Below are 23,881 nucleotides of genomic sequence, written 5' to 3'. Positions count from 1 at the left end.
ACCCGGACCAGCAGAATTCATCCGCACAAAGATCAATAAGGAGAACGGGGACGACATGTCTGAATCCGTTAACTTGCCCGCCCTCGGTGAGAGTGTCACCGAAGGAACCGTCACCCGCTGGCTCAAGCAGGTTGGTGACCGGGTGGAGATCGACGAGCCGTTGCTCGAGGTTTCAACCGACAAAGTAGACACCGAAATCCCTTCTCCGATCTCTGGCGTCATCGAAGAAATCCTCGTCGCTGAAGACGAGACGGCCGAAGTAGGCGCCCCCTTGGTCCGCATCGGCGACGGCTCCGGTTCGGCCGCTCCTGCAGCCGAGGCTGCACCGGCTGAGGAAGCCCCGGCAGAGCAGGCTGCACCGGCAGAAGAAGCTCCCGCCGCTCCTGCCGCTGAAGAGGCCCCGGCCGCTGAAGCCCCCGCGGCTTCCGGCGAAGGCCACGAAGTCACCCTCCCCGCATTGGGCGAGAGTGTCACCGAAGGTACCGTCACCCGTTGGCTGAAGGCCGTAGGCGACACCGTTGAGGTGGACGAGCCCCTCCTCGAGGTTTCCACCGACAAGGTAGACACCGAGATCCCGTCCCCCGTTGCCGGCACCCTGCAGGAAATCCGCGTCAGCGAGGATGAGACAGCAGAGGTTGGCTCCGTCCTTGCCGTCATCGGCTCCGGCGCTGCCCCCGCTTCGGCTCCCGCACCGTCCGCCGCGCCCGCCGCTGAGGCCCCGGCTGCACCCGCTGCCGCCCCGGCACCCGCAGCGCCTGCTGCCGCACCTGCGTCCGCAGCACCTGCCGCTGCTCCGGCGGCACCCGCAGCCGCCCCGGCACCGGCAGCCCCTGCGGCTGCATCTGCTCAGGCTGCTCCGGCAGAAGGTTCTTCGGAATCCGGTTACGTCACTCCGCTGGTTCGCAAGCTTGCCAACCAGCACGGTGTAGACATCGCATCGGTCTCCGGCACCGGCGTCGGTGGCCGCATCCGCAAGCAGGACGTCCTGGCTGCCGCCGAAGCGAAGCAAGCAGCAGCAGCTCCCGCTGCAGCTGCCCCGGCCGCAGCTCCGGCCGCGAAGGCCGCTGCCCCCGTGGTTGCCTCCTCCCTGCGAGGCACCACTGAGAAGGCCCCGCGTATCCGCCAGGTTATTGCCCGCCGCATGCGCGAGTCCCTTGAGGTCTCCACTCAGCTGACCCAGGTGCACGAGGTCGATATGACCAAGATCGCCAAGCTCCGGCTCAAGGCCAAGAACTCCTTCCAGGCACAGAATGGCGTCAAGCTGACGTTCCTGCCGTTCATCGCCAAGGCAGTGGCCGAGGCCCTGAAGCAGCACCCGAAGCTGAACGCTGCTTACGATGAGTCCAAGCAGGAAATCACCTACCACAATGCCGAGCACCTGGCGATCGCCGTGGACACAGACAAGGGCCTTTTGGTTCCCGTCATTTCCGACGCCGGTAACCTCAACCTTGCCGGCCTGGCCAGCAAGATCGCCGACGTCGCAGGCCGTACCCGCGACGGCAAGATCGGCCCGGACGAGCTCTCCGGTGGCACCTTCAGCATCACCAACATCGGTTCCGTTGGTGCACTGTTTGATACCCCCATCATCAACCAGCCACAGGTAGGCATCCTCGGAACCGGCGCGATCGTCAAGCGCGCCGTCGTGGTTGCCGACGAAAACGGCGACGACTCCATCGCCATCCGCTCCATGATGTACCTGTCCCTCACGTACGACCACCGCCTGGTGGACGGTGCGGATGCCGGACGCTTCCTACAGACCCTCAAGGCCCGCCTTGAAGACGGTGCTTTCGAAGCAGACCTCGGCCTCTAAGACCGTGCTGAACTAAGCAGCGTTTGTAAGAATCAGAAGGGCGGGTTACCGGGACAACCGGTAACCTGCCCTTCTGCTTTCGATGCACCTGACGGCGTCCGCGTGGCTTTGCTACGGGACGTAGAACCAACTGGATAAGCTGGGGCCATGAGTATTCTCTTCAGCATTCTGGTGTTCTTGCACATCGTCGGCGCGGCCATGATCGTGGGCTACTGGATCGCCACTCTCAAGACCCCCACCGTCCACCCGCGCCAGCGTGACGGCGCCTTCCTTCAGCTGCTCACGGGCATCGCCATGATGGGTGTGATTCCCCTGCTGCCGGACGCCGACCCCAGCTACTTCAAGCTTGGCATCAAGTTTGCCATCGGCGTTGCCGTCGCCGTCCTCGCCGTCATAGGAGCCCGCAAGGTCAAGAACGGCGAGCCTGTGTCCACCGGACTGGCACATGGCGTCGGCGGTTTGGCCTTGATCAACATCGCCATCGCCACCCTCTGGAACTAGGCCCGGGCTACACAAAACTTCCGGGGCCCCTGTGCCGGCCGGACTGTGTCAGTTGTTAGGTATCCATGACGCCAGTCCGGGGGTCACAATCCACCGTCAGCAGAATGCCCGTGCGGTCCGGCGGGCAAATCCATAGGATTGATCCCGGTGGCACCTGCCAAAGGCTGGTTGCCGACTCACAACGATCCCAAGGAGTGGACATGGCAGCAACACGCACCGCACACACGGTTTGGAACGGAACCCTGATCGAGGGCGCCGGCAACACAACTCTGGATAGCTCGGGTCTGGGCACGTTCGATGTCACTTGGAAGGCGCGCACCGAGCAGTCCGGCGGCAAGACGAGTCCCGAAGAGCTGATTGCCGCTGCCCACTCCGCATGCTTCTCCATGGCCTTCAGCCACGCTTTGGCCGGCGAAGGTTTCACCGCAGAGGAAGTGAACACCAAGGCTGACGTCACGTTTGTTCCCGGCACCGGCATCACGGGAAGCCACTTGACCATGACCGCAAAGGTTCCCGGCCTCTCCGAGGAAGACTTCCGTCGCATCTCCGAAGACGCGAAGACCGGCTGCCCCGTTTCCGGCGCTCTGGCCAGCATCGAGATCACCTTGGATGCCACCCTCACGGCGTAGCACCGAACAGCATCGCGCGAAAACCAGGAAGAGCCCCGTCGCTCCCCCTCAGGGAAGCGGCGGGGCTCTTCTGCGCCTGGTTGCCTATCAGCCCTTCCGGGGACGTGACGGCAGCGGTGCCGGCCGGAGCTTTCGGTAGCCCTCACGCAACGGAGGACGGTCGGTGGGCAGTTCCTGGATCATTTCCTTAAGTGCACCGATTCCGTATTCCAACTGGGGATCCGTCCCGGCCGCATACGCATGCGGCGGGAACAGTACCTCAATGTCCGGCTCCACACCACGGTTTTCGACGTCCCAACCGATCCCGCCACTGAACCACGTGGCGTATCTTGGCTGGGTAACACCGGTTCCATCGGCGAGTGAGAAGCGGTTGTCGATGCCCACCACGCCACCCCACGTCCGCGTACCAATGACGGGGCCTATGCCCCGCAGCTTGGATACTTGGGTGATGATGTCACCGTCGGATCCGGCAAATTCATCGGCGAGGATGATCACGGGTCCGCGCGGCGCATGGTGCGGGTAGGTCCGAGGCTTTTCACCGCGCGGCATACTCCACCCCGTGACCTTGCGCCCGATCAGTTCGGCTACCAGCTGGGAAGTGTGTCCTCCGCGGTTACGCCGCACATCCACAATGAGGCCGTCCAAGGCCGTCTCCGTGTCGAGATCGCGGTGGAGCTGCGCCCAGCCGTTGGCCATCATGTCCGGGACATGCAGGTAGCCGAATGTTCCGTCCGAGGCCTCACGGACTGTACGCCGGTTGGCCCTGACCCAATCCTGGTATCGCAGCCGCTCCTCATCACGGACGGGAACCACTGCAACGCGTCGCTGGGCACCGGCAGCTCCTCCATGGCCATCACCATTGAGGAGCGTCAGCTCAACAGTCCTACCCGCCGAACCCACCAACTGCATCGCCGGGGTTAGGGCCGCCGAAAGCTCGACGCCGTCAATCGCCATAAGGACGTCGCCCACCTTGGCATCCACCCCGGGACGAGTCAGGGGGGAGGTGGCCAGCGGGTCGGAGGACTCTCCGGCGAGGATCCTGGTGATTTCCCACCCCTTGGCACCGAGTTGGAACTCTGCTCCAAGCCTGCCCTGGCCGTTTCGCCCGGGCTCAGTGACAGCCGTCGGTTTGACGTAGGCATGTGATGTGCCCAGCTCACCATGAATCTCCCACAGAAGGTCCACCAGGTCATCGTGGGATCCGAGCCTGTCCACGATCGGACGGTAGCGCTTGTACACGGAGTCCCAATCCTGGCCCGCCATGTCGGCGGTCCAGAAGAAGTCCCTTTGCAGCCGCCAGGCCTCGTCGAACGCCTGTCCCCACGCCGCCACCGGGTCTATGATGGCCCGAACCCTGTTGAGCTCCACCTTGACAAGATCGGCAGAGTCCTCTTCCACCTTGTTCTCAGCAGGAACGGACGTAACCTGCTTGTCCAGCACGTAAACGATCCGGCTCAGGTCACCCGACAGCCGGTAGCTGTCCACTGCCTTGACGAGCGTGACCGGCTTGCGCTTGGCGAGGTCGTAACGGACCAGGGACGGCGCCGACTTTTTGTCTTGGAGGGTTCCCCGCCCATCGCCCATGACTCCCGAAAGTTCGGTGTCGAGCCACAACAGGGCACCCTCGCCAACACCCAGCTCGGAATAGTTCCCTTGAGGTACCGGCACAGCAATCACTCTGTGGGCGAGCCCGTCCGGGTCCACGCGCACGGCGGCAGCTTCGCCGTCGTCGGTCTTGTCCTTATCGGACGGGACCGCGGTAGCCGAGGCATCCTCAAGCGTGTCTACGGAAGGACCAAAGGGCGACGGCGTATCCGCGGCCAAAGCCACCATATACGGCTTGATGGGACTCGGGAAGGAGAGGTCGAAGGAGTGACCGTCGTACACGGGGTCGAAGCTCCTGTTGGACAGGAATGCCAGGAACTTTCCGTCCGGGGTGAACCTGGGAGACTCGTCGCGGAAGCGCCCGTCCGTGACATCGATGATGCCTGCACCAGGCTCTGCCGGCCGGGCAATCCGAAGCTTGCTCCGCGAACCGAAGGACGTCACCGGCTCGGACCAGGCAAGCCACTGGGAGTCGCTGGACCACGAGAATTGATCAATGCTGCCTTCACCAACGCTGACAAGCCGCACCAATGTTCCTGCAGCGGTATCGGCAATAAAGACGTCGCCGAAGGACGTGCCGACAGCTATCCAGCGTCCATCCGGGCTGGCTTCCAGCGCGCTCGTCCGCGTAGGGGCAGGGAATTCAACCCGAAGATCCGCAGAGTCTTCCGATGCCACGGGAGCCTCGTTGGCCGCGGTACCGCCCGCGGTGTCCGGGGATGGTACAACGTTGCTTGCCTCAGCCGTTCCGGAGTGTGTTTGCTCGGCCGATGCCTGTGCGGGCTGCTTCACCGCCTGGGCGTTTGCGTGCCCCAACACATTGGATGCGGCAACGGGCTTTGGCAGAGGTGCTGACTCTTCTGCAGCAGGGGCGGCTTGTTCGGTAGTGGGTGCGGGAACCTCCACCACAGCAGCCAGGCGGGCGGCGATGCGCTTGATGTACAACGCTTCCACTCCCCCGTGGTCTGCGACGTACGCTATCCGTCCATCCGTAAGAGGCCGGGGAAGCCGGGCGCGGACTCCCGGGGTTGCCTCAACTACCCGCGAGGGTCCGTCCTTGTGACGAAGCCAGTGGATGGTGCCGTGCGATTCCACGGCGCTGGCAGTTCCGGTGAAGTTGGGGAAGACGTCCCCCAAGTGGGCGGAAGTCTTCAGCGGCGCGGGGCGGCGACCCGGTGATGCCGAGCCAAGGGTGACGTCCACTTTGACGGGCTCTGCTTCTGCATCCAACGACGGCAACATCCAAAGCTCGCCTGCCGATTCAAAGACCACCCTGGTGCCATCCGTGCTGGCGTGCCGAACGTAGAAGTCCTCATGGTCCGTGTGGCGGCGCAGGTCGGAACCATCCGGAAGCACCGAGTAGAGGTTTCCATATCCCTCGTGGTCCGAAAGAAACGCAATCCGCCCTTGAATCCACAGGGGGTCGGTGAGGTTCCCGTCGAGCTCCTTCACCAACCGCTCAAACTCGCCGTTACCGTCAGCGTCGATCCAGAGCTTCCCGGCTGTGCCACCACGGTAGCGCTTCCACCAAGCGGGCTCGCGTGAAAGCACGCTTGCCAGGACAACAGGCTTCTCGTCACCAATTTCGGGTCCGAAGGCAACAGCCTCCACCGGGCCGAAAGGAAGCTCGACGGCGGCGCCGCCGTCCAGCGGGAGGCTGTAAGCGTGCGTGTGGCGGCTTTCGGCCTGTTGGAAGGCGCTCGTCACCACCACATTCCCTGCCGGTGTGAATCCCTTAACCTTCGTAGTGCTGTGCCCGAAGTACGACAACTGCCTGTACCCGCCGCCGTCGACGTTTGCGGTGACCACCTCCGGTGACGTACCCACAACAGTGGTCCACACCAGCTTCTTGCCGTCCGGAGTAAACCTGGGGTTCCTGGCTGGCAGTTGCTGGGAGGAAATCCGCCAGGCGCGGCCGCCTGAAAGGGGTGCGATCCAGATGTCGTCTTCGGCCACGAAGGTGACCAGATCGCCGTGCACATGCGGGAAACGGAGGTAGCTGGAGGAGGTCATTGTTCGATCATAGTCAAGAGGCATCACTGAACTGCGGCATCCACCGCCGTTTCCACCACAAGCGTTCGCCATGGTGAGATGGGTCATGAGAATCGTGATGTCCGGAGCTTCGGGAATGATCGGGTCGGCCCTGGCCGAGCAGTTGACCGCTGAAGGCAACGAGGTAGTACGGCTGGTGCGGCGCCCAGCCGAAACGGCACGTGAATGGGCGTGGGACCCGGACAAGGGCGAACTTGATGAGTCTGTCCTGGAGGGAACCGATGCCGTAGTCAACCTATCGGGCGCCGGCATCGGAGACCGCCCGTGGACAAAACGCCGGATTCAGGTCCTCACCGAATCCCGCCTCCGACCAACACAGACACTGACCGCGGCAATGCGGCGGCTCAGCAACCCCCCTTCCACCTTTGTCAGCCAATCAGCATCCGGCTATTACGGCGCCTCACGCGAAGGGGTGCTGCGGGAAGATTCAGGCCAGGGTACCGGCGTGCTGGGGCATCTTTCCTTTGAATGGGAGCGAATGGCAAGAACAGCACCATCCGGGGTGCGCGTGGTAACCCCCCGGACCGGCGTGGTGCTGAGTACCTCCGGTGGCGCGCTCGGGCCGCTGCTTCCCTTACTGAAACTTGGGCTGGGAGGACCGTTCGGCAATGGCCGCCAGTACTGGCCATGGATCACATTGGCCGACGAAGCCCGCGCCCTCGCCTACCTCCTTACCGCAAACCTTGAGGGACCGGTGAACGTCTGCGCCCCGGAGAGTGCTGACGTCAACACGATCGTTGCTGAACTCGCCAAGGCCTTTCACAGGCCAGCTTTCCTGCGCGTTCCCCGACCAGCCCTGAAACTGGTTCTGGGAGGGCTGGCAGACGAACTCGTCATGGCCAACCAGCGAATGGAGCCGTCGCGGCTGCAGGAAGCCGGCTTCCATTGGTTGCATCCGACCCTCCCCGATGCCATGGAATGGCTGAAGCAGCAAGAGGCCCGCTGACACGGGCGCCTGGCATGTTCGGGCGATCATCCAGTGGTTGGCATCACTTAGCGGGCGCTGCGCTCAGGATTCCCGAAATCTGCCAGCGCCCGTCTGTTCGAACCATGTCCAGCCGGAGCTGCTGCGGCGCCCCAGGGCCCTCGGTCCTGACAATCTCTCCCGAGACCAGGCGTTCCTCATATCCTGAGGTCATGGCCGTTACCGCCACCAGCACACGATCTCCCTGCGGGGGTCCGTCCAAGGTCAGGGCTGTCAGCGTTGTGTGGAGACCGGCAAACGCCGTCCCGGCGCCCCGAAGATAATCTTCCAACTGCTGATCGGCGGCCTCAGCCTGCGAACCTGGCGCGTTCACGGCCTCCAAAAGGTCCAGGCGCCGGTCTCCCAAGGCAATGTCGCGCAGGGCCGACAACGCCGGCACGGCGATCAGGGGGTCCTGGGATTGAAGCCCTTCCGAGAGCGCCTGCGGAAGATCCTGGCGGTTCCGAGAATCTGCGGCATGGCTGGGATCGGCAACGCCGGTTTCGGCCGCTGCTTGGTGGACGATCGCCGTCGTCGGTCCAAACTGCTGCCAGGTGATCCATGAAGCGACAGCAATAAACGCCACCATCGCCGTCACGAGCAGCGGCCGGCCGCCACCTTCACGGCCGGGGCGGCTCAGTGGGTTGCGCGCGCGGTGTGGCACAGGAAGCGCCACGCCGTGCACGAACGGCAGCCATCTCCACAACGCCTGCCACCAGCGGGTGGCCCGGCGGGGCGAACGCCCCATGGCCTCGCGTCTGGTCAGCAATTCAGGAATGACGGAGGCATGCACGGCGCCGGAGAGATCGAGCGACTCGGGAGCAGCACTTCTGAAGATTGCCGTGCCAAGTTCCCTGGCCGAGGGGCGATTTTGTGGGTTAGGGTCCAGGGCGGCCTCCAAAGCCGCCGCCATTGCCTTGGGCACCTCGGGCACCAGAAGGGACAACGGCGGACGATCCTGTTCCGGGCCAGGCGTTGTCCCCGTCAGGCAGTACCAGCCCACCGCTCCCAGCGAATAGACGTCGCGTTGGGGCTGAAGATTGTTCCGGGAAAGACCGCCGTTCGCGGACCCTGGGGCCGGTGGTTCCATGAAGCCGGGCGTTCCGACACTTGGCCCCTGTGGAGTGTCGCCCACCATGGCGGCAACGCCAAGATCAGCCAGCAGCGGCATCCCTTCCGCAGTCAACAGGACGTTGCCCGGTGACACATCTCCATGTTCGGTGCCGTTGACGTGCAAGTATTCCAATGCCTGGGCAAGAGGCGTCAGGATCGTCACGGCTTCTCCGATCCTGAGCTTTCCCCTTGCTGATATCAGGTTGCCCAGCGAGCCTCCCGCTGCGTAGTCCATGACGATCCCCAGCGTCCCCTCGCCAACCGCACCCACGTGGAGGACCTCGTGGACACCGATGAGGTGCTTGTGCTTGAGGCCGGAGAGGAGCCTCATCTCGCGGACCAGGTCCCGGGAAACCTTGGCCAATGCCTTTGAACCACCACCGGAGGCATCAGGCGTGGCGCACTTGACCGCAAACCGCGCACCGTCCTTATCCCTCGTGACCAGCCAAACGGTGGCGCTGCTGCCGCGGCCCAGCGGGCGGGATATCGAATAGCCAGGAACGTGGGGAGCCACGGCCCCGGGAGCGTCAAGAGTTTCCATAGACAAGGTGTACCGGACCTCAGGAATTTCCGCAGAAGTTATCCACAGGCACTGACATTGCCAGCTGCACGTTCCCACTACCCTGGATGCGACTGAGAGCTTCACCACAAAACCATGGCTCGTCTCCTGCGGGGTCTAAGCTTGAACCCATGACTCTTGAGTTTTCACAACTGGGTCTTGCCCCTGATTTCGTTGATTACATGCAGGGCTGGGACCTGCAACGCGAAGTCCACAACAAAGTTGTTGCGGGCGAGAAGAACAGCACCGTCTTGATCCTTGAGCACGCCGCCGTCTACACGGCCGGCAAACTCACCGAGGACCACGAACGCCCCTTTGACGGCACTCCCGTAGTTCCCGTGGATCGCGGCGGGAAACTGACGTGGCACGGCCCGGGGCAGCTCATTGCATATCCCATCCTCAAGCTAAAGAACCGTGCCGGTATCCGCGATTACGTGGAACGGCTCGAGGCCATCATGATTGCCGTGATGCACGACTACGGCATTAACGCCGTCACGGTGAAGGGCCGGGCCGGCGTCTGGATCCTTGCCGACGACAAAGGACCTGACCGCAAGATCGCCGCGATCGGCATTCGGGTCCTGGACGGCGTCACCATGCACGGCGTGGCCATCAACTGCAGCAATGACCTGGCACCCTATGCGCAGATCATCGCTTGTGGTATCACCGACGCCAGCGTCACCACCATGTCGCTGGAAACCGGCCGGACCATCAACCCTGCCGACATCCTTGACCGCTTTGTTGAAGAATTCAACAAGCATGAAGAAGCACTCGTTTCCACACCCGAAGGAGCACTCCAGTGACCTTGGCACCTGAAGGCCGTAAGTTGCTGCGCGTTGAGCAGCGTAACTCGGCGGTCCCGGTTGAACGTAAGCCTGAGTGGATCAAGGCCAAGGTCCAGATGGGTCCGGAGTTTGTCCAGCTCAAAAACCTGGTGAAGAAGGAAGGCCTGCACACGGTGTGTGAAGAGGCCGGGTGCCCGAACATTTTTGAGTGCTGGGAAGACAAGGAAGCGACGTTCCTGATCGGCGGGTCCGAGTGCACCCGGCGCTGTGATTTCTGCCAGATCGATACCGGCAAACCCTCACCGGTGGACATGTTCGAACCCACCAAGGTGGCCCGCAGTGTCCAAGCGATGCAGTTGCGCTACGCCACGGTGACCGGGGTAGCCCGTGATGACCTGGCCGATGAAGGTGTGTGGTTGTACGCCGAAACGGTCCGGAAGATCCATGAACTGAACCCGGGCACGGGGGTGGAGTTGCTGATCCCTGATTTCTCCGGCAAGCCCGAGCACATCGCGGCGATCTGTGATTCCAAGCCCGAGGTGTTCGCCCATAACGTGGAGACCGTGCCGAGGATTTTCAAGCGCATCCGTCCGGCGTTCCGGTACGAGAGGTCCCTGGATGTGATCACGCAGGGCCGGGATTTGGGCATGGTGACCAAGTCCAACCTGATCCTGGGCATGGGTGAGACCCGCGAGGAAATCTCCGAAGCCCTGAGGGACTTGCACGCGGCCGGCTGTGACCTGATCACGATCACCCAGTACCTGCGCCCGTCCGAGCGTCACTTGCCGGTGGACCGGTGGGTCAAGCCGCAGGAGTTCGTGGACCTCCAGCACGAGGCCGAAGAAATCGGGTTCCTCGGCGTCATGTCCGGACCCTTGGTGCGGTCCTCGTACCGGGCCGGGCGCCTCTGGGCAACCGCGATGCGGAAGAAAGGCCGGGACATCCCCGACGAGCTCGCCCACATCGCCGAGGGCATCCAGGACTCCGGCACCACCCGCCAGGAAGCCTCCACCATCCTCGCCGCACACGGCTAAACACCAAAAAACGCGGCCAAGAACCACACAACAGTGAAGGACCGGATGCCACCATCTTGGCGTCCGGTCCTTTTGCGTCCATCACGTAGAATTAAGGCACTATGGCGAACTCCTCTGATTCCAGCAATTCGACCCCCTCGGCCGACGCACCCAAGCGTGGGCTGTTCCAGCGCAAGCCCAAGGAAGCCAAGGCCAAGAAGCCGAGCCAGCTGAAGCAGATCGCTGAAGTCTTCAAAATGACCCGGCGAAATGACCCGCAGGTTGTATGGGTCATGCTGCTGGCATTCCTTGCAGTGGTTGCCGTGGCCCTTCTCATCGGCTTCCTGCTGGAGAACTGGGTTACCGGCCTGATCATTGGTATCCCACTGGGCCTGCTTGCGGCCGTCTTCATACTGTCCCGCAGGGCCGAGAAGGCTGCTTTCGCGCAAATTGAGAACCAGCCAGGCGCTTCCGGCGCGGCACTGGGTACTCTCCGCCGCGGATGGGTAACCCAGGACCAGCCTGTTGCTGTCAACCCCCGCACTCAAGACGCTGTGTTCATGGCAATTGGCCGCCCCGGCGTCGTCCTGGTCAGCGAAGGCCCCACCCACCGCGTCAAGCCGTTGGTGGACGCCGAGCGTAAGCGCCTCGCGCGCATCCTGCCCAACGTGACCATCCACGTGTTGGAATCCGGTCGCGGAGAAGGCCAGGTACCACTGAACAAATTGGCCAAGACCATGGGCAAACTGAAGAACGAACTCACCAAGGTGGAAGTCAACGCGGTTTCAAAGCGCATCAACTCCCTTGGAAACCGGCTGCCGATCCCCAAGGGCATTGACCCTTACAAGGCCCGTCCGGACCGCAAGGCCGCCCGCGGACGCTGATCCACTCAACGAAGAACCGCCCCCGTCTCTACTACGAGACGGGGGCGGTTTTTTTGTTGGGTTGCTTTATCGCAGGCCCCGGCTGAAGTCAGGTGCGCTTACATCCTGATGAGGATCGTGTTCATCGCCTTGTCGTGCAGCCCGCGATGATCGGGGTCGAACACCACTGCGGGGATGACAAGACACAGAAGGAGGGTGCGCACCACGGCGGCCAAAGGTCCAGCAGGACCGCCGCCCAGTCGGACCACGTGGATCCCGGCGATTCTGTGACCGATGCTGTACCCCAGCGTTCCGATCAGGAGGATCTGCTCCGCGGCGAAGATGGCCAAGGTTGCCCACGCATCACCGCCGAAGGCAAAGTTGCTGATCACCAGTGCGATCGCCCAGTCCACCACGATTCCCAGGATGCGGCGTCCTGCCCGCGCCATGGAGCCGGGACCGGACTCTGGCAAGCCAAGCCGTTCACCGGGATATTTGGAGATTCCGGACGTGTCCGGACCGCTCAACCATGAGCCAATGTCTTTTCGATCTACCACACTCCAAGCCTAACGGCTGGCATGACTGGCGACCGACCCAAGGGAGCCCTGATCGGTACGCAATGCCCGGGGTGTTCGCCTGCCGGACCCGGATGGACCGGACACAGGACAGCCGACTACCGTTTACACAACAGATGATTCTGTAACCTGCCGGAAACAATACTGACACCCCCGGGAAATCCCATCTCCCTATGGTGGTATGAGTTGCCAGCCACCATGGCACGGGGAACTTTTTGTGTCTCCGGACCCTTGGAATGGGCTGCACCACGCGGCCTTCCGGGCCTGTTACTTGATATGCATAAGGAGCATAGATGTTCAAGACTGCGGACGAAGTCCTCAAGTTCATCAAAGACGAAGACGTCAAATTCGTCGATATCCGCTTCACCGACCTCCCTGGTGTCCAGCAGCACTTCAACGTGCCGGCCAAGAGCGTCGACCTCGATTTCTTCGTCCACGGCCAGCTCTTCGACGGATCTTCCATCCGCGGCTTCCAGGGCATCGCCGAGTCCGACATGCAGCTCATCCCGGATGTGACCTCGGCTTTCATCGACACCTTCCGCATCGAGAAGACGCTCGCGCTGAACTTCTCCATCGTCAACCCCCGCACGGGTGACCCGTACCACCGCGACCCCCGCGGCGTGGCTGAGAAGGCTGAAGCCTACCTGGCCTCCACCGGCATCGCCGACACCGCGTTCTTCGCTCCTGAGGCCGAATTCTTTGTCTTCGACAACATCCAGTACCAGTCCTCACCGCAGGGCAGCTTCTACAAGATCGACTCGGAAGAAGCACACTGGAACACCGGACGTAAGGAAGAGGGCGGAAACCTCGGTTATAAGACCCCCGTCAAGGGCGGTTACTTCCCGGTCTCCCCCACTGACAAGCAGGCGGACCTTCGCGACGCCATGTGCATCGAGTTGGACAAGGCCGGCCTTGAGGTTGAGCGCTCCCACCACGAAGTTGGATCCGCCGGCCAGGCTGAGATCAACTACAAGTTCACCACGCTGACCGCAGCTGCTGATGACCTGCAGAAGTTCAAGTACATCATCAAGAACACTGCCGATGCCTGGGGTAAGTCGGTCACCTTCATGCCGAAGCCTGTCTTCGGTGACAACGGCTCGGGCATGCACTGCCACCAGTCGCTGTGGAGCAACGGCGATCCGCTGTTCTACGACGAAAAGGGTTACGCAGGCCTCTCGGACACGGCTCGCTGGTACATCGGCGGCCTGCTGAAGCACTCTTCCGCTGTCCTGGCTTTCACCAACCCGACGGTCAACTCCTACCGCCGCCTGGTCAAGGGCTTCGAAGCTCCCGTGAACATGGTTTACTCGCAGGGCAACCGCTCCGCCGGTATCCGTATCCCCATCACGGGCACCAACCCGAAGGCCAAGCGCATCGAGTTCCGCGCTCCGGATCCCTCCTCCAACCCGTACCTGGCGTTCGCTGCCCAGCTGATGGCCGGCATTGACGGCATCCGTAACCGCATTGAACCCCCGGCTCCCATCGACAAGGACCTCTACGAGCTCCCGGCCGAAGAAGCCAAGGACATCCCCAAGGCTCCGGGCACCCTGGAAGAAGCCCTTGAGGCCCTGCGCGAGGACAACGAGTTCCTCCAGGCCGGCGGCGTCTTCACCCAGGACCTGATCGATACTTGGATCGACTACAAGTACGAGAATGAGATCCGCCCGCTGTCACTGCGCCCGAACCCCTACGAGTTCGAGCTCTACTACGGCGTCTAGCATTTACGTGCACTCGCTGTAACCAGCAAAAAGGCCAGCGTCAGTCCGGAAGGACTGGCGCTGGCCTTTGCTTTAACGGCTTATTCAGACTTGCCCTGATCCCGCTCCTTGATGTTCCTGGTGATCTCGTCAAGCTTGTCCTTGACGAACGAGGCTGCCTCTGAAAGGCCCTTCTCGGCGCTACCTAACGGGTCCAACTGAAGGTACACGTTCTTATCGATGGGAAGATCGTATTCGTCCTTCAGATGGGTACCGCCGGCAACTCCGTCGAGGGACAGGTACACAAGTGCTTCGGTCCTGGCGATGCCCGCAATCGTGCCGAAGACGACGGTGAAGTCATTGGGCTGAAAGCTCACAGAATGGCCTACGTGACGCCGGTCCAGCTCTCCGGCAGGAATGGCCTTCTCGGACGGATTTCCGTTGTATTCCATGTACTTCCCCTATGCGTTGAGATCAGATACATAAGAAGTCTATAAGGACACTTAGCTTTTGGGGCCAGCGCACGTCATCGGGCTCCACCGGAAAACCGGCCGACTACTGCTTTCCGTACTTCTTGTGCACGGCCTGCTTACTGACGCCCAGGCAAAGGGCGATCGCTTCCCAGGACAAGCCCGAGTGCCGGGCGGCCCGCACCAGCGAAGCCTCCCTGCGACCCACTTCCTTTTGCAACTCCGCAACAGCGTAAAGAGCCTCAGCCGGGCCCATCCCATCCATTGATCCCACCAGGGTTTTCATTCGGTCCACCTCCATGCCGTCAACCATAATTGACGAAATGACATGCATCAACCTTAGTTGACTTCGATATAGAAGGAGGGTGCTGGACCCTGATCACGCGAAGGCTTTGTACATGGTCCGCTGCGGTCCGGCACCGCCGCCCAGATAACGACCCGAGTCCACGAAACCGGCCTTCGCATAAGCGGCCAGCCCCGCGCCGTTGCGCTCGTTGACGGATAGCACGACGCCGGCCTGTCCGCCACCCAGCCTCGAGGTCAGTTTGCGCGCCTGCTCCGCAGCGGCCCGCGCAGCCGAAGTACCGAGTCCGCGCCCCTGGCTTTTCGTGTCGATGAAGAATCCCCGCAGCAACCACACCGACTCGTCATCGGGCCAGCCTGCGAGCGTGGCAGCTCCGGTCTGGAGGGTCAGCACACCAACAGCGGCTCCCCCGGCCTCAATGACGTACGGGAAACGGGATTCTTCTTCCAAGGAGATCAGCATCATGCGCAGTGGATCTCCAACGAACTCCCGCTGGCCCGGTTCCACCGCCAACTCCGCGACCGCGCCAAGCTGAATGGCGCGGGCGTCGTCGTCGAGCATTTTGAGGGGAATCAACCAAACGTCCATACGCTCGTGAGGATCAGCGTGTATCAAAAAATCGTCCTCTGGTTCGCCTTCAAGCATTAACTGGATTTCTCATCCTTCAGTTGCCGTAGAACTCTTTTTCGAAGACACCCCGGGCCCGGCGACTAAGCCGCAGATAATCCTCCTCGAAGTGACCCGCGTTCCCTGGTTCATAGCCACACCAGCGCGCCACTGCCTCCAGGTCCTTCCGTGATGACGGCAGGAGATCCGAGGCCCGGCCCGTCACAATGACGTTGGCGGAGCGGATGCGGCTGGCGAGTCGCCACGCCTCCCGCAGGAGCGCGGCGTCCTCCTCAGCAATGAACTCCAACTGTTCCGCAGCAGCCAATGCGTCCAGGGTTGACGATGTTCGCAGCTCCGGGTGCTCTCCGGCGTGCTGGAGCTGAATCAGCTGAACCAGCCATTCAACATCGCTCAAGCCGCCACGGCCAAGCTTGACGTGCCGTGCGGGATCAGCGCCACGGGGCAAACGCTCGGACTCCACCCTGGCCTTGACACGGCGGATCTCACGGACGTCCTGCTCCGCAAGGTGCTCGGGGTACCGTATGGGATCAATGAGGCGTAAGAAGTCAGTGGCAAGCTCGTCCGAGCCTGCCATCGGGCGGGCCCGCAGGAGGGCTTGCGCCTCCCAGATAAGGGACCACCGCCGGTAGTACTCCGCATACGACTCCAAGGACCGCACCATAGCGCCGTTCTTGCCCTCCGGACGGAGATCTGCGTCCACCATGAGCACCCGTTCGGCCATGATCGCGGGCTTCAGCGGCTGGGTGAGGAAGCTGGAAACCTTGGCAACTATGGTGGTCGCTTGTTCCTGAGCCTCGGCATCGGAGAATCCGGCACGGGCACGGTGAACGTAGATGACGTCAGCGTCCGAGCCGTAGCCGATCTCCCGGCCACCCTGCCGCCCCATCGCCACCACCAGGACGTCAGTTTTCAGCGGACCCGTCGCCGCGACGACGGACTCCGCTACATGCAATGCACCAAGAACCGCAGCCCGATCAGTTTCGGACAAGGCCAAGCCCACGGCATCCTGATCGAGCAATCCGGCGCTATCGGCGATCGCGGTACGCAGGATCTCGCGACGTCGGATCAGCCTGATCAGCCTCATAGCGCTCTCGGGATCCGCATGGCGGGAGAGCTTGGACCGGATTTCCTGCCACTGGGCTTCAAAAGGAATTGGTGCCAGTTCTTTGTCGCTGCCCAGCCAGGCAACGGACTCCGGAGATACTTCCAATAAGTCCGAAATCAGCCGGGAATTGGCCAGCACCTGGCAAAGCCGCTCGGCGGCCGCTTGGGAATCGCGGAGCAGCCCCAAGTACCAGTGGGTTGTGCCGAGGGCTTCACTAACCCTGCGGAAAGCGAGCAGTCCGGCGTCGGGGTCTACACCTTCGGCAAGCCATCCCAAGAGGATCGGCAAGAGCTGCCTCTGCAGCGCAGCGCGTCGGCTGACACCCGCGGTAAGTGCTTCAATATGCCGCATGGCACCCTGGGGGTCCGCATAGCCAAGTGCGGCAAGACGGCCTTGGGCAGCCTCCGGGCTGAGCTTCGCGTCTTCGCTGCTCAGCTTTGCCGCTGTGTTGAGCAACGGCCTGTAAAAAATTCGTTCATGGAGTTCGCGGACGGCCTTCTTGGTCTTTTGCCACGTGGCCATCAGCTGGTCCGGATGCGGCCGCTCCAGGGCGAACGGACCCAGGACGGCCTTGGCCAGGAATCGCTGGGCGTCCTCGGACACAGGCATGAGGTGGGTCCGACGCAGCTGGAAGAGCTGGATTCTATGCTCCAGCAGGCGCAGGTAGCGGTATGCGTTGTCAAAAGCCGCGGCGTCAGCGCGGCCTATGTAACCCCCGGCAGACAGAGCGGCGATGGCAGAAGTGGTGTCCCTGCGACGAAGGGACTCGTCAGACTTCCCGTGCACCAACTGCAGCAGCTGAACCGTGAATTCAACGTCCCGGAGGCCGCCGCGCCCCAGCTTGATCTGACGCTGCTCCTCGGCTGCCGGGATATAGTCGGTCACCCTTCGGCGCATTGCCTGGACCGACTCCACAAAACCTTCCCGGCCCGCGGATGCCCAGACAAGGGGCTCTACGGCCTTCTCATAGCGCTGCCCCAGCTCTCTATCACCGGCAATGGTCCTTGCCTTGAGCAGTGCTTGGAACTCCCAGCTTTCGGCCCACCGTGCGTAGTAGCTCAAGTGCGAGGGCAGAGTCCGCACCAACGGGCCGGATTTCCCTTCCGGACGAAGATTGGCATCGACTTCCCACAGCCCCGGTTCCGGCGCTGAGGAAGAGATGGCCCTGGAAATGCCGGAGGCAAGGGCAGTACCGATGGTGGACGCGCGGGCGTCGTCCAACTCCGCTGATTCAATGACGTAGATGACATCGACGTCGGATATGTAGTTCAGCTCCCGGGCGCCGCATTTGCCCATGCCAATGACAGCAAGCCCGACGTCAGCGATCTCGGCCGCGGTGAACTGTGCCGCAGCTTCGGCCCGGGACACCGCGAGGGCAGCTTCGATGGCCGCCCCGGCAAGATCGGCCAGCTCCGCCCCGACCGATGGCATGAAGTCTGTTGGCGATGCAGCGCAGATGTCCTTGATGGCCAGCTCAGTCAGACCACGGCGGTACGCACTCCGTAGGGCCGCGTAGGCTGGCAGCCCGGTCATTCCGGCCACCGGGCGCTGTGCGCCGGGCTCGGCTTTCACGGAACGCAGCAGCCCTGCCCGGAGCTCTTCATGGGAGGCCTGCACCGGTTCCGGACTGACCCGGACATTGAACACATCCAAATGCTCCGGCCGCCGCATGAGAAACTCCCCCAGAGCCTCCGAGGCACCCAGGAGCCGATACATGGGCTCGCTGGTGTCCTGGTCAGCCGCGGCAAGCTTCCTGAGCTCCGGATTCTTCTCGATGAGCCGGACCAGTGATTGGAGTGCAGTATCCGGGCTTGCTGACAGAGAGAGCCCGGCGAACAGGGCATCCTCATCTATTCCGTCAAGTTCCGGGGCAGCGAGAAACCGTTCGCCTTTTTCCAGGTCACTGAATCCGGCTGAAATGAGCCGACGCGCTAGGCTCATTGGCCCGGCCTAGAGGATGCCGAGGTTGCGCTGCAACTCGTACGGCGTGACTTGGAGGCGGTAGTCCTGCCATTCTGCACGCTTGTTGCGCAGGAAGTGTTCGAACACCTGCTCCCCCAGGATCTCGGCCACCAACTCGGATTCCTCCATGGCCCGGATGGCGTCATGGAGGCTGGCCGGCAACGGCGCATGTCCCATGGCCCTGCGTTCCGCGGTGGTCAAGGACCACACATCGTCTTCGGCTGCCGCTGGAAGTTCGTAGCCTTCCTCGATGCCTTTCAAACCGGCACCCAGCAGCACGGCGTAGGCCAAGTAGGGGTTGGTTGCGCTATCGATCCCCCGGTACTCGATGCGTGCCGACTGGCCCTTGCCCGGCTTGTACAGCGGAACGCGCACCAATGCCGAGCGATTGTTGTGGCCCCAGCTCAGGTAGCTCGGGGCTTCGCCGCCGCCCCAGAGGCGCTTGTAGGAATTGACGAACTGATTGGTGACAGCCGTGAATTCAGGAGCGTGCTTGAGGATTCCGGCGATGAACTGGCGTGCGGTCTTTGAGAGCTGGAACTCGGCACCGGCTTCGAAGAACGCGTTGGTGTCGCCCTCGAAGAGCGAGAAGTGGGTGTGCATGCCTGAACCGGGGTGGTCCGTGAACGGCTTGGGCATGAAGGTGGCGTACGTACCCTGCTGAAGGGCCACTTCCTTGATGACCGTCCGGAACGTCATGATGTTATCCGCGGTCTGAAGCGCGTCCGCATAGCGGAGGTCGATCTCGTTCTGGCCCGGCCCGGCCTCGTGGTGGCTGAACTCCACCGAGATGCCGACGGATTCGAGCATGGTGACTGCGGTGCGGCGGAAGTCCTGTGCTACGCCACCCGGCACGTGGTCAAAGTAGCCGCCCTCGTCCACGGGAACTGGAGCGCTGTCCGGGCCCAGGTCCTTTGACTTCAACAAGTAGAACTCAATCTCGGGGTGGGTGTAGCAGGTAAAGCCCATGTCAGCGGCCTTCGCAAGGGTCCTCTTCAGGACGTTGCGGGGGTCCGCGGCGGACGGCTCGCCATCGGGGGTAAGGACGTCACAGAACATGCGCGACGTCTGCTCCGTCTCTCCACGCCACGGCAGGATCTGGAAGGTGGACGGGTCCGGCTGGGCGAGCATGTCGGACTCGAACACGCGGGCCAGGCCTTCAATGGCGGAACCGTCAAAACCCAGGCCTTCTTCAAAGGCGCCCTCAACCTCAGCCGGCGCAAGCGCCACCGATTTGAGCGAACCCACGACGTCGGTGAACCACAAGCGTACGAAGCGCACGTCACGCTCTTCGATTGTCCGCAGAACGAACTCTTGCTGGCGGTCCATAGGGCCTCTTTTCCGATTCAGTGTCCATGCCGCTGGTTTCAAGGAGTAGAAGCCACGGCAGCTCAGCCTTCACTCTACTAACAGTTCCGTGCTAATGCCGCAGCAGTAGCTGCGCGTAACACAGCGTTTACAAAAGGTGACGCCGGGCACACTGGTGGCAGCCGCCGTCGGCACCGCTTAGGCTCTATCCATGGCCCCGAGCAACCTTCCTGAGTCCACCACGCCCGCCGAAGTTCCCGCACCTTACGGCACGGGGCCTGCAGCGGCCGCCGACGTGCCGTCGGCGGCGGGCAGGAAGCCCATCGGCAGGGTCCGGATCCACCACCTTCAGCAAGCCAAGGACAACGGCGAGCACTTCGCCATGCTGACGGCATATGAGCAGTACACCGCCGAGATTTTTGACCAGGCCGGGATTGAAGTCCTCCTGGTGGGCGACTCCGCTTCGAACAACGTGTTCGGCAATGAGACGAGCCTTCCCGTCACTGTGGAGGAGCTCCTGCCCTTGACGCGGGCTGTAGCCAGGGCGGCCAAGCGGGCGCTGGTGGTGGCTGACCTGCCCTTCGGCAGCTACGAAGTGTCCCCAGCCCAGGCGGTTGCCACCGGCGTCCGGTTCCTCAAGGAAGGACTGGCACACGCCGTCAAAATTGAAGGAACCGCTTACTACGCCGAAACCGTCAAGGCCATGGTCCAGGCAGGAATTCCCGTCATGGCCCACATCGGCTTCACTCCCCAAAGTGAACATTCCCTAGGGGGATACCGCGTCCAGGGCCGTGGCGATGACGCCCAGCGGCTCGTGGACGACGCCATCGCCCTGCAGGACGCTGGCGCCTTCAGTGTCCTGATGGAAATGGTGCCTGCCGAGACTGCAGCCGTTGTGGATGCAGCCCTGCGGGTGCCCACCGTCGGTATCGGCGCCGGCAAGAGCACCACCGGGCAGGTCCTTGTGTGGCAGGACATGGCAGGTTTGCGGGGTGGCAAGATGGCAAAGTTCGTCAAGCAATACGCAGATCTTCGCACCACATTGAGCGATGCCGCGGTCGCCTACGCGGAGGATGTCCGATCCGGACAGTTCCCCGGACCGGAGCACTCCTTCTAACCGCTAATCGTCATCCTGGGCGTCCCAGGCGTCATTGCGGGCTTTAACCTTCTCCAAGGCGTGCTCAGCTTCTTCCCTGGTTTTGTAGGGGCCAATCAGCTGGGACCAATCAGACATAGCGTCTTCTTCGATCTCGTGCGTCTTGACGTTGTACCAGTACTCCGTCACGTCTCCTCCTCGATCCAGGGGCTATTGGACGCGTAACGTTGGCGGGGTCACAGGAACCCGGCCACGCTTTGTTACTTACGTCTCTTGTGTGCCTTATATGATCAATCTATGCCTTCTCTTGCCTCGACTGCACCCATCGGCGCCCTCACCCCGGGAACCATCAGCCCTGAACGACCCGTGCCGGCGTCGATTCCCAGGCCGGAGTATGTAGGCAAGAAGGCGCCAGCCAAGTTCACCGGATCCGAGGTGAAGTCCCCGGAGACCATAGAGAAGATCCGGATTGCGGGGAAGATTGCCGCGCAAGCAATCGTCGAGGTGGGCAAGCACATCCAGCCCGGCGTCACCACAGACCAGCTGGACCAAATAGGGCATGAGTTCCTTCTGGATCACCATGCCTACCCCTCCACGCTCGGTTACCGTGGGTTTCCCAAATCTCTGTGTTCCTCCCTCAACGAGGTCATTTGCCACGGAATCCCCGACTCGACCGTGCTCCAGGATGGCGACATCCTGAATATTGACATCACAGCCTTCATCAACGGAGTGCATGGGGATACCAATTACACTTTCCTGGTTGGCGACGTGGACGAAGAATCCCGTTTGCTGGTTGAGCGCACGCAGGAGTCGCTCAACCGGGCCATCAAGGCCGTGGCCCCAGGCCGCGAAATCAACGTAATCGGCCGAGCTATCCAGTCCTACGCCAAACGCTTCGGCTACGGCGTAGTGCGGGATTTCACCGGCCACGGCGTGGGCGAGGCCTTTCACACAGGCCTCATCATTCCGCATTACGACGCAGCCCCGGCGTACAACACCGTGATCGAGGCGGGCATGGTTTTCACCATCGAACCCATGCTGACCCTCGGCACCATCGACTGGGAGATGTGGGCCGATGACTGGACGGTCGTCACCAAGGACCACAAACGCACAGCCCAGTTCGAACACACCCTGCTGGTCACCGAGACCGGCGCGGAAATCCTTACCCTTCCCTAAGCTCTCCGGAAGGTCCCGCAGCCCGGGCGGCTGCGCCATGCCCATCCCCTCCTGCCATGATCGGAAATGCATTGTCCAAGAAGGATGAGAAGAACCACAAGAACGCCCCTTTGATCGGTATCGACATCGGCGGCACCGGCATCAAGGGCGGCATTGTCGACCTGAAGAAGGGCAAACTGATTGGCGACCGCTTCCGCGTTCCCACTCCGCAGCCCGCCACTCCGGAGGCCGTGGCCGAGGTTGTCGCCCACATCGTCGAGGAACTCTCCAGCCGCCCCGACGCTCCTGCGGCCGACTCACCGGTGGGTGTCACTTTCCCCGGCATCATCCAGCACGGAGTGGTCAACTCTGCGGCCAACGTGGACAAGACCTGGCTCAGCACCGACATCGATGCCACGTTCACCAAGCGCCTCGGCCGCCCCGTAGAGGTCATTAATGACGCCGACGCAGCGGGGCTTGCCGAAGCCCGTTACGGAGCCGGCGAGGGCGTGGACGGCACAGTCCTGGTGATCACGCTGGGCACCGGCATCGGATCGGCCTTCATCTTCAACGGACAGTTGGTCCCCAATGCCGAGCTCGGCCACCTGGAGGTTGACGGACACGACGCCGAGACCAAGGCATCCGCCGTGGCACGGGAACGCGATGGGCTCAGCTGGGACGAATACGGGGTCCTTCTCAACCGCTACCTTCAGCACGTTGAGTTCCTTTTCTCCCCCGAACTCTTCATTGTGGGCGGAGGCATTTCCAAGCGCTCCGACGAGTACTTCCCGCATCTTGACCTGCGGACCAAAATCGTCACGGCAAAGTTGAAGAACGACGCCGGGATCGTGGGTGCTGCGCTCGAAGTCGCCTTGCACCACAAACTCGCAAAGTAGTTCCAGCGTGGCAGAACAGCTGCCGGCTGCCCGGCCCACCGAACGCGGAGTGGCGATTGTCACTGGCGCCAGCCGCGGGATCGGTGCCGCCGTGGCCCGGGCCGCGGCGGCCGTCGGCTACCTCGTAGTGGTTAATTACTCTGCAGACAGCGAAGGCGCAGAGTCAGTGGTCAACGACATCCTGGCTCAAGGCGGCAAGGCAGTCAGCGTGCAGGCCGATATCAGCCAGCCCGCCGACGTCGGGCGTTTGTTCGACGTCGCCGGCAGCTTCGGTGCGCTCACCGCCGTCGTCAACAACGCTGCCATCACCGGCAACCTGATTGGTCCACTGGCTGACGTCCCTGCAGCAGTAGTGCAGCGCGTTGTTGATGTGAATATCTCCGGAATGATGTTCATGTGCCAGGAAGCAGTCCGGAGGCTCACAACGCACAACGGCGGCAGTGGCGGATCCATCATCAATATCTCGTCCACCGCCACCAAAGCCGGTTCACCGGGGACCTGGGTCCACTACGCGGCCACCAAGGGCGCCGTTGACGTCCTGACGGTGGGTCTGGCAGCAGAAGTGGCCAAGCAGGGCATCCGTGTCAACGCCGTTGCCCCCGGCAGCACGAACACCGGGCTCCACGCAGCGGCCGGAATGCCGGACCGGGTGGAAAGGCTCAACCCAACCATTCCCATGGGTCGCGGAGCCGAACCGGAAGAGGTGGCTGCGGCCGTCATGTGGCTGATGTCGGATGGGGCTGGCTACATTACAGGTGCTGTGCTCCCCGTATCTGGCGGACGCTAGCGCCT

The 23,881-nt window shown here is 62.5% G+C and carries 21 protein-coding genes; 12 read left to right on the top strand and 9 right to left on the bottom strand.

Features of this window, described 5'->3' with window-relative positions; genetic code table 11:
- The first annotated feature begins 55 nt into the window (after positions 1–55).
- The 3 genes from sucB to HAV21_RS19010 all read left to right on the top strand — a co-directional run bounded on the left by sucB (position 56) and on the right by HAV21_RS19010 (position 2,940).
- On the top strand, positions 56–1,810 hold the full coding sequence (gene sucB / locus HAV21_RS19020; protein WP_166842755.1) for a 2-oxoglutarate dehydrogenase, E2 component, dihydrolipoamide succinyltransferase: 1,755 nt from the start codon (positions 56–58) through the stop codon (positions 1,808–1,810).
- A gap of 147 nt (positions 1,811–1,957) precedes the next feature.
- Positions 1,958–2,311 (top strand): hypothetical protein, encoded by a 354-nt coding sequence (locus HAV21_RS19015; protein ID WP_142939497.1) that lies wholly within the window; start codon positions 1,958–1,960, stop codon positions 2,309–2,311.
- Between the two features lie 200 nt (positions 2,312–2,511).
- The gene (locus HAV21_RS19010; RefSeq protein ID WP_142939498.1) at positions 2,512–2,940 is read left to right on the top strand and encodes an OsmC family protein; all 429 of its coding nucleotides are present in this window, start codon (positions 2,512–2,514) and stop codon (positions 2,938–2,940) included.
- 87 nt (positions 2,941–3,027) lie between these two features.
- On the opposite strand, the gene HAV21_RS19005 is transcribed toward HAV21_RS19010, so the two are convergent.
- On the bottom strand, positions 3,028–6,558 hold the full coding sequence (locus HAV21_RS19005; protein WP_166842754.1) for a S41 family peptidase: 3,531 nt from the start codon (positions 6,556–6,558) through the stop codon (positions 3,028–3,030).
- Between the two features lie 85 nt (positions 6,559–6,643).
- Between HAV21_RS19005 and HAV21_RS19000 the strand changes: the two genes are divergently transcribed.
- Positions 6,644–7,543 (top strand): TIGR01777 family oxidoreductase, encoded by a 900-nt coding sequence (locus HAV21_RS19000; protein WP_166842753.1) that lies wholly within the window; start codon positions 6,644–6,646, stop codon positions 7,541–7,543.
- Positions 7,544–7,586: 43 nt separating this feature from the next.
- Here the strand turns inward: HAV21_RS19000 and HAV21_RS18995 are convergent, their stop codons facing one another.
- Positions 7,587–9,215, bottom strand: coding sequence for a serine/threonine-protein kinase (locus HAV21_RS18995; protein WP_166842752.1), 1,629 nt, complete (start codon positions 9,213–9,215; stop codon positions 7,587–7,589).
- A 149-nt stretch (positions 9,216–9,364) separates the two neighbouring features.
- On the opposite strand from HAV21_RS18995, the gene lipB reads away from it, so the two are divergent.
- The 3 genes from lipB to HAV21_RS18980 all read left to right on the top strand — a co-directional run bounded on the left by lipB (position 9,365) and on the right by HAV21_RS18980 (position 11,912).
- Positions 9,365–10,033 (top strand): lipoyl(octanoyl) transferase LipB, encoded by a 669-nt coding sequence (gene lipB / locus HAV21_RS18990; protein ID WP_166842751.1) that lies wholly within the window; start codon positions 9,365–9,367, stop codon positions 10,031–10,033.
- Positions 10,030–11,049: a lipoyl synthase gene (lipA, locus tag HAV21_RS18985; protein ID WP_166841882.1), complete on the top strand. Its 1,020-nt coding sequence runs from the start codon at positions 10,030–10,032 to the stop codon at positions 11,047–11,049. The genes lipB and lipA overlap by 4 nt, the downstream gene beginning before the upstream one ends.
- Positions 11,050–11,150: 101 nt before the next feature.
- Complete coding sequence (locus tag HAV21_RS18980; protein ID WP_142939504.1) at positions 11,151–11,912, top strand: DUF4191 domain-containing protein; 762 nt, start codon at positions 11,151–11,153, stop codon at positions 11,910–11,912.
- 98 nt (positions 11,913–12,010) lie between these two features.
- Here HAV21_RS18980 and HAV21_RS18975 read toward each other — a convergent pair whose 3' ends face one another.
- Complete coding sequence (locus tag HAV21_RS18975) at positions 12,011–12,448, bottom strand: RDD family protein (protein ID WP_142939505.1); 438 nt, start codon at positions 12,446–12,448, stop codon at positions 12,011–12,013.
- A gap of 311 nt (positions 12,449–12,759) precedes the next feature.
- Between HAV21_RS18975 and glnA (HAV21_RS18970) the strand changes: the two genes are divergently transcribed.
- Entirely contained in the window at positions 12,760–14,184 is a 1,425-nt protein-coding gene (glnA, locus tag HAV21_RS18970) for a type I glutamate--ammonia ligase (RefSeq protein ID WP_142939506.1), read from the top strand.
- Positions 14,185–14,264: 80 nt separating this feature from the next.
- Here the strand turns inward: glnA (HAV21_RS18970) and HAV21_RS18965 are convergent, their stop codons facing one another.
- The 5 genes from HAV21_RS18965 to glnA (HAV21_RS18945) form a co-directional block, all read right to left on the bottom strand.
- On the bottom strand, positions 14,265–14,615 hold the full coding sequence (locus tag HAV21_RS18965; protein ID WP_142939507.1) for a hypothetical protein: 351 nt from the start codon (positions 14,613–14,615) through the stop codon (positions 14,265–14,267).
- 103 nt (positions 14,616–14,718) lie between these two features.
- Positions 14,719–14,934 carry an AsnC family protein gene (locus HAV21_RS18960; protein ID WP_142939508.1) on the bottom strand — a complete coding sequence of 72 codons (216 nt, stop codon included), beginning with the start codon at positions 14,932–14,934 and terminating at the stop codon, positions 14,719–14,721.
- A gap of 78 nt (positions 14,935–15,012) precedes the next feature.
- On the bottom strand, positions 15,013–15,525 hold the full coding sequence (locus HAV21_RS18955) for a GNAT family N-acetyltransferase (RefSeq protein WP_243753383.1): 513 nt from the start codon (positions 15,523–15,525) through the stop codon (positions 15,013–15,015).
- A 76-nt stretch (positions 15,526–15,601) separates the two neighbouring features.
- On the bottom strand, positions 15,602–18,613 hold the full coding sequence (locus HAV21_RS18950; RefSeq protein WP_166842749.1) for a bifunctional [glutamine synthetase] adenylyltransferase/[glutamine synthetase]-adenylyl-L-tyrosine phosphorylase: 3,012 nt from the start codon (positions 18,611–18,613) through the stop codon (positions 15,602–15,604).
- Positions 18,614–18,622: 9 nt separating this feature from the next.
- On the bottom strand, positions 18,623–19,963 hold the full coding sequence (glnA, locus tag HAV21_RS18945) for a type I glutamate--ammonia ligase (RefSeq protein ID WP_142939511.1): 1,341 nt from the start codon (positions 19,961–19,963) through the stop codon (positions 18,623–18,625).
- A 190-nt stretch (positions 19,964–20,153) separates the two neighbouring features.
- Between glnA (HAV21_RS18945) and panB the strand changes: the two genes are divergently transcribed.
- A complete protein-coding gene (gene panB / locus HAV21_RS18940) occupies positions 20,154–21,059 on the top strand; it encodes a 3-methyl-2-oxobutanoate hydroxymethyltransferase (protein ID WP_142939512.1) in 906 nt (301 codons plus the stop codon).
- A gap of 3 nt (positions 21,060–21,062) precedes the next feature.
- Here the strand turns inward: panB and HAV21_RS18935 are convergent, their stop codons facing one another.
- On the bottom strand, positions 21,063–21,227 hold the full coding sequence (locus HAV21_RS18935) for an SPOR domain-containing protein (RefSeq protein WP_142939513.1): 165 nt from the start codon (positions 21,225–21,227) through the stop codon (positions 21,063–21,065).
- Between the two features lie 108 nt (positions 21,228–21,335).
- On the opposite strand from HAV21_RS18935, the gene map reads away from it, so the two are divergent.
- From map to HAV21_RS18920, 3 genes are all read left to right on the top strand, one after another.
- Complete coding sequence (map, locus tag HAV21_RS18930; RefSeq protein WP_142939514.1) at positions 21,336–22,214, top strand: type I methionyl aminopeptidase; 879 nt, start codon at positions 21,336–21,338, stop codon at positions 22,212–22,214.
- A 71-nt stretch (positions 22,215–22,285) separates the two neighbouring features.
- Entirely contained in the window at positions 22,286–23,089 is an 804-nt protein-coding gene (gene ppgK, locus HAV21_RS18925; RefSeq protein ID WP_142939574.1) for a polyphosphate--glucose phosphotransferase, read from the top strand.
- Between the two features lie 7 nt (positions 23,090–23,096).
- Positions 23,097–23,876, top strand: coding sequence for an SDR family oxidoreductase (locus HAV21_RS18920; protein ID WP_347877675.1), 780 nt, complete (start codon positions 23,097–23,099; stop codon positions 23,874–23,876).
- Positions 23,877–23,881 lie beyond the last annotated feature (5 nt).

It is taken from the genome of Paenarthrobacter sp. MSM-2-10-13 (assembly GCF_011605365.1).
In the GTDB taxonomy this organism is placed as follows: domain Bacteria; phylum Actinomycetota; class Actinomycetes; order Actinomycetales; family Micrococcaceae; genus Arthrobacter.
This window is presented reverse-complemented; position numbering and strand designations above follow the sequence as displayed.

Bases quoted from the DNA above. Each gene is read 5' to 3' on its own strand.
- HAV21_RS18965 (WP_142939507.1), bottom strand. From the start codon at position 14,615: ATGGAATACAACGGAAATCCGTCCGAGAAGGCCATTCCTGCCGGAGAG.
- HAV21_RS19005 (WP_166842754.1), bottom strand. From the start codon at position 6,558: ATGACCTCCTCCAGCTACCTCCGTTTCCCGCATGTGCACGGCGATCTG.
- HAV21_RS18955 (WP_243753383.1), bottom strand. From the start codon at position 15,525: ATGGACGTTTGGTTGATTCCCCTCAAAATGCTCGACGACGACGCCCGC.
- HAV21_RS18960 (WP_142939508.1), bottom strand. From the start codon at position 14,934: ATGGAGGTGGACCGAATGAAAACCCTGGTGGGATCAATGGATGGGATG.
- glnA (WP_142939511.1), bottom strand. From the start codon at position 19,963: ATGGACCGCCAGCAAGAGTTCGTTCTGCGGACAATCGAAGAGCGTGAC.
- lipB (WP_166842751.1), top strand. From the start codon at position 9,365: ATGACTCTTGAGTTTTCACAACTGGGTCTTGCCCCTGATTTCGTTGAT.
- HAV21_RS18995 (WP_166842752.1), bottom strand. From the start codon at position 9,215: ATGGAAACTCTTGACGCTCCCGGGGCCGTGGCTCCCCACGTTCCTGGC.
- HAV21_RS18950 (WP_166842749.1), bottom strand. From the start codon at position 18,613: ATGAGCCTAGCGCGTCGGCTCATTTCAGCCGGATTCAGTGACCTGGAA.
- glnA (WP_142939506.1), top strand. From the start codon at position 12,760: ATGTTCAAGACTGCGGACGAAGTCCTCAAGTTCATCAAAGACGAAGAC.
- panB (WP_142939512.1), top strand. From the start codon at position 20,154: ATGGCCCCGAGCAACCTTCCTGAGTCCACCACGCCCGCCGAAGTTCCC.
- map (WP_142939514.1), top strand. From the start codon at position 21,336: ATGCCTTCTCTTGCCTCGACTGCACCCATCGGCGCCCTCACCCCGGGA.
- HAV21_RS19000 (WP_166842753.1), top strand. From the start codon at position 6,644: ATGAGAATCGTGATGTCCGGAGCTTCGGGAATGATCGGGTCGGCCCTG.
- sucB (WP_166842755.1), top strand. From the start codon at position 56: ATGTCTGAATCCGTTAACTTGCCCGCCCTCGGTGAGAGTGTCACCGAA.
- HAV21_RS18980 (WP_142939504.1), top strand. From the start codon at position 11,151: ATGGCGAACTCCTCTGATTCCAGCAATTCGACCCCCTCGGCCGACGCA.
- HAV21_RS19010 (WP_142939498.1), top strand. From the start codon at position 2,512: ATGGCAGCAACACGCACCGCACACACGGTTTGGAACGGAACCCTGATC.
- HAV21_RS19015 (WP_142939497.1), top strand. From the start codon at position 1,958: ATGAGTATTCTCTTCAGCATTCTGGTGTTCTTGCACATCGTCGGCGCG.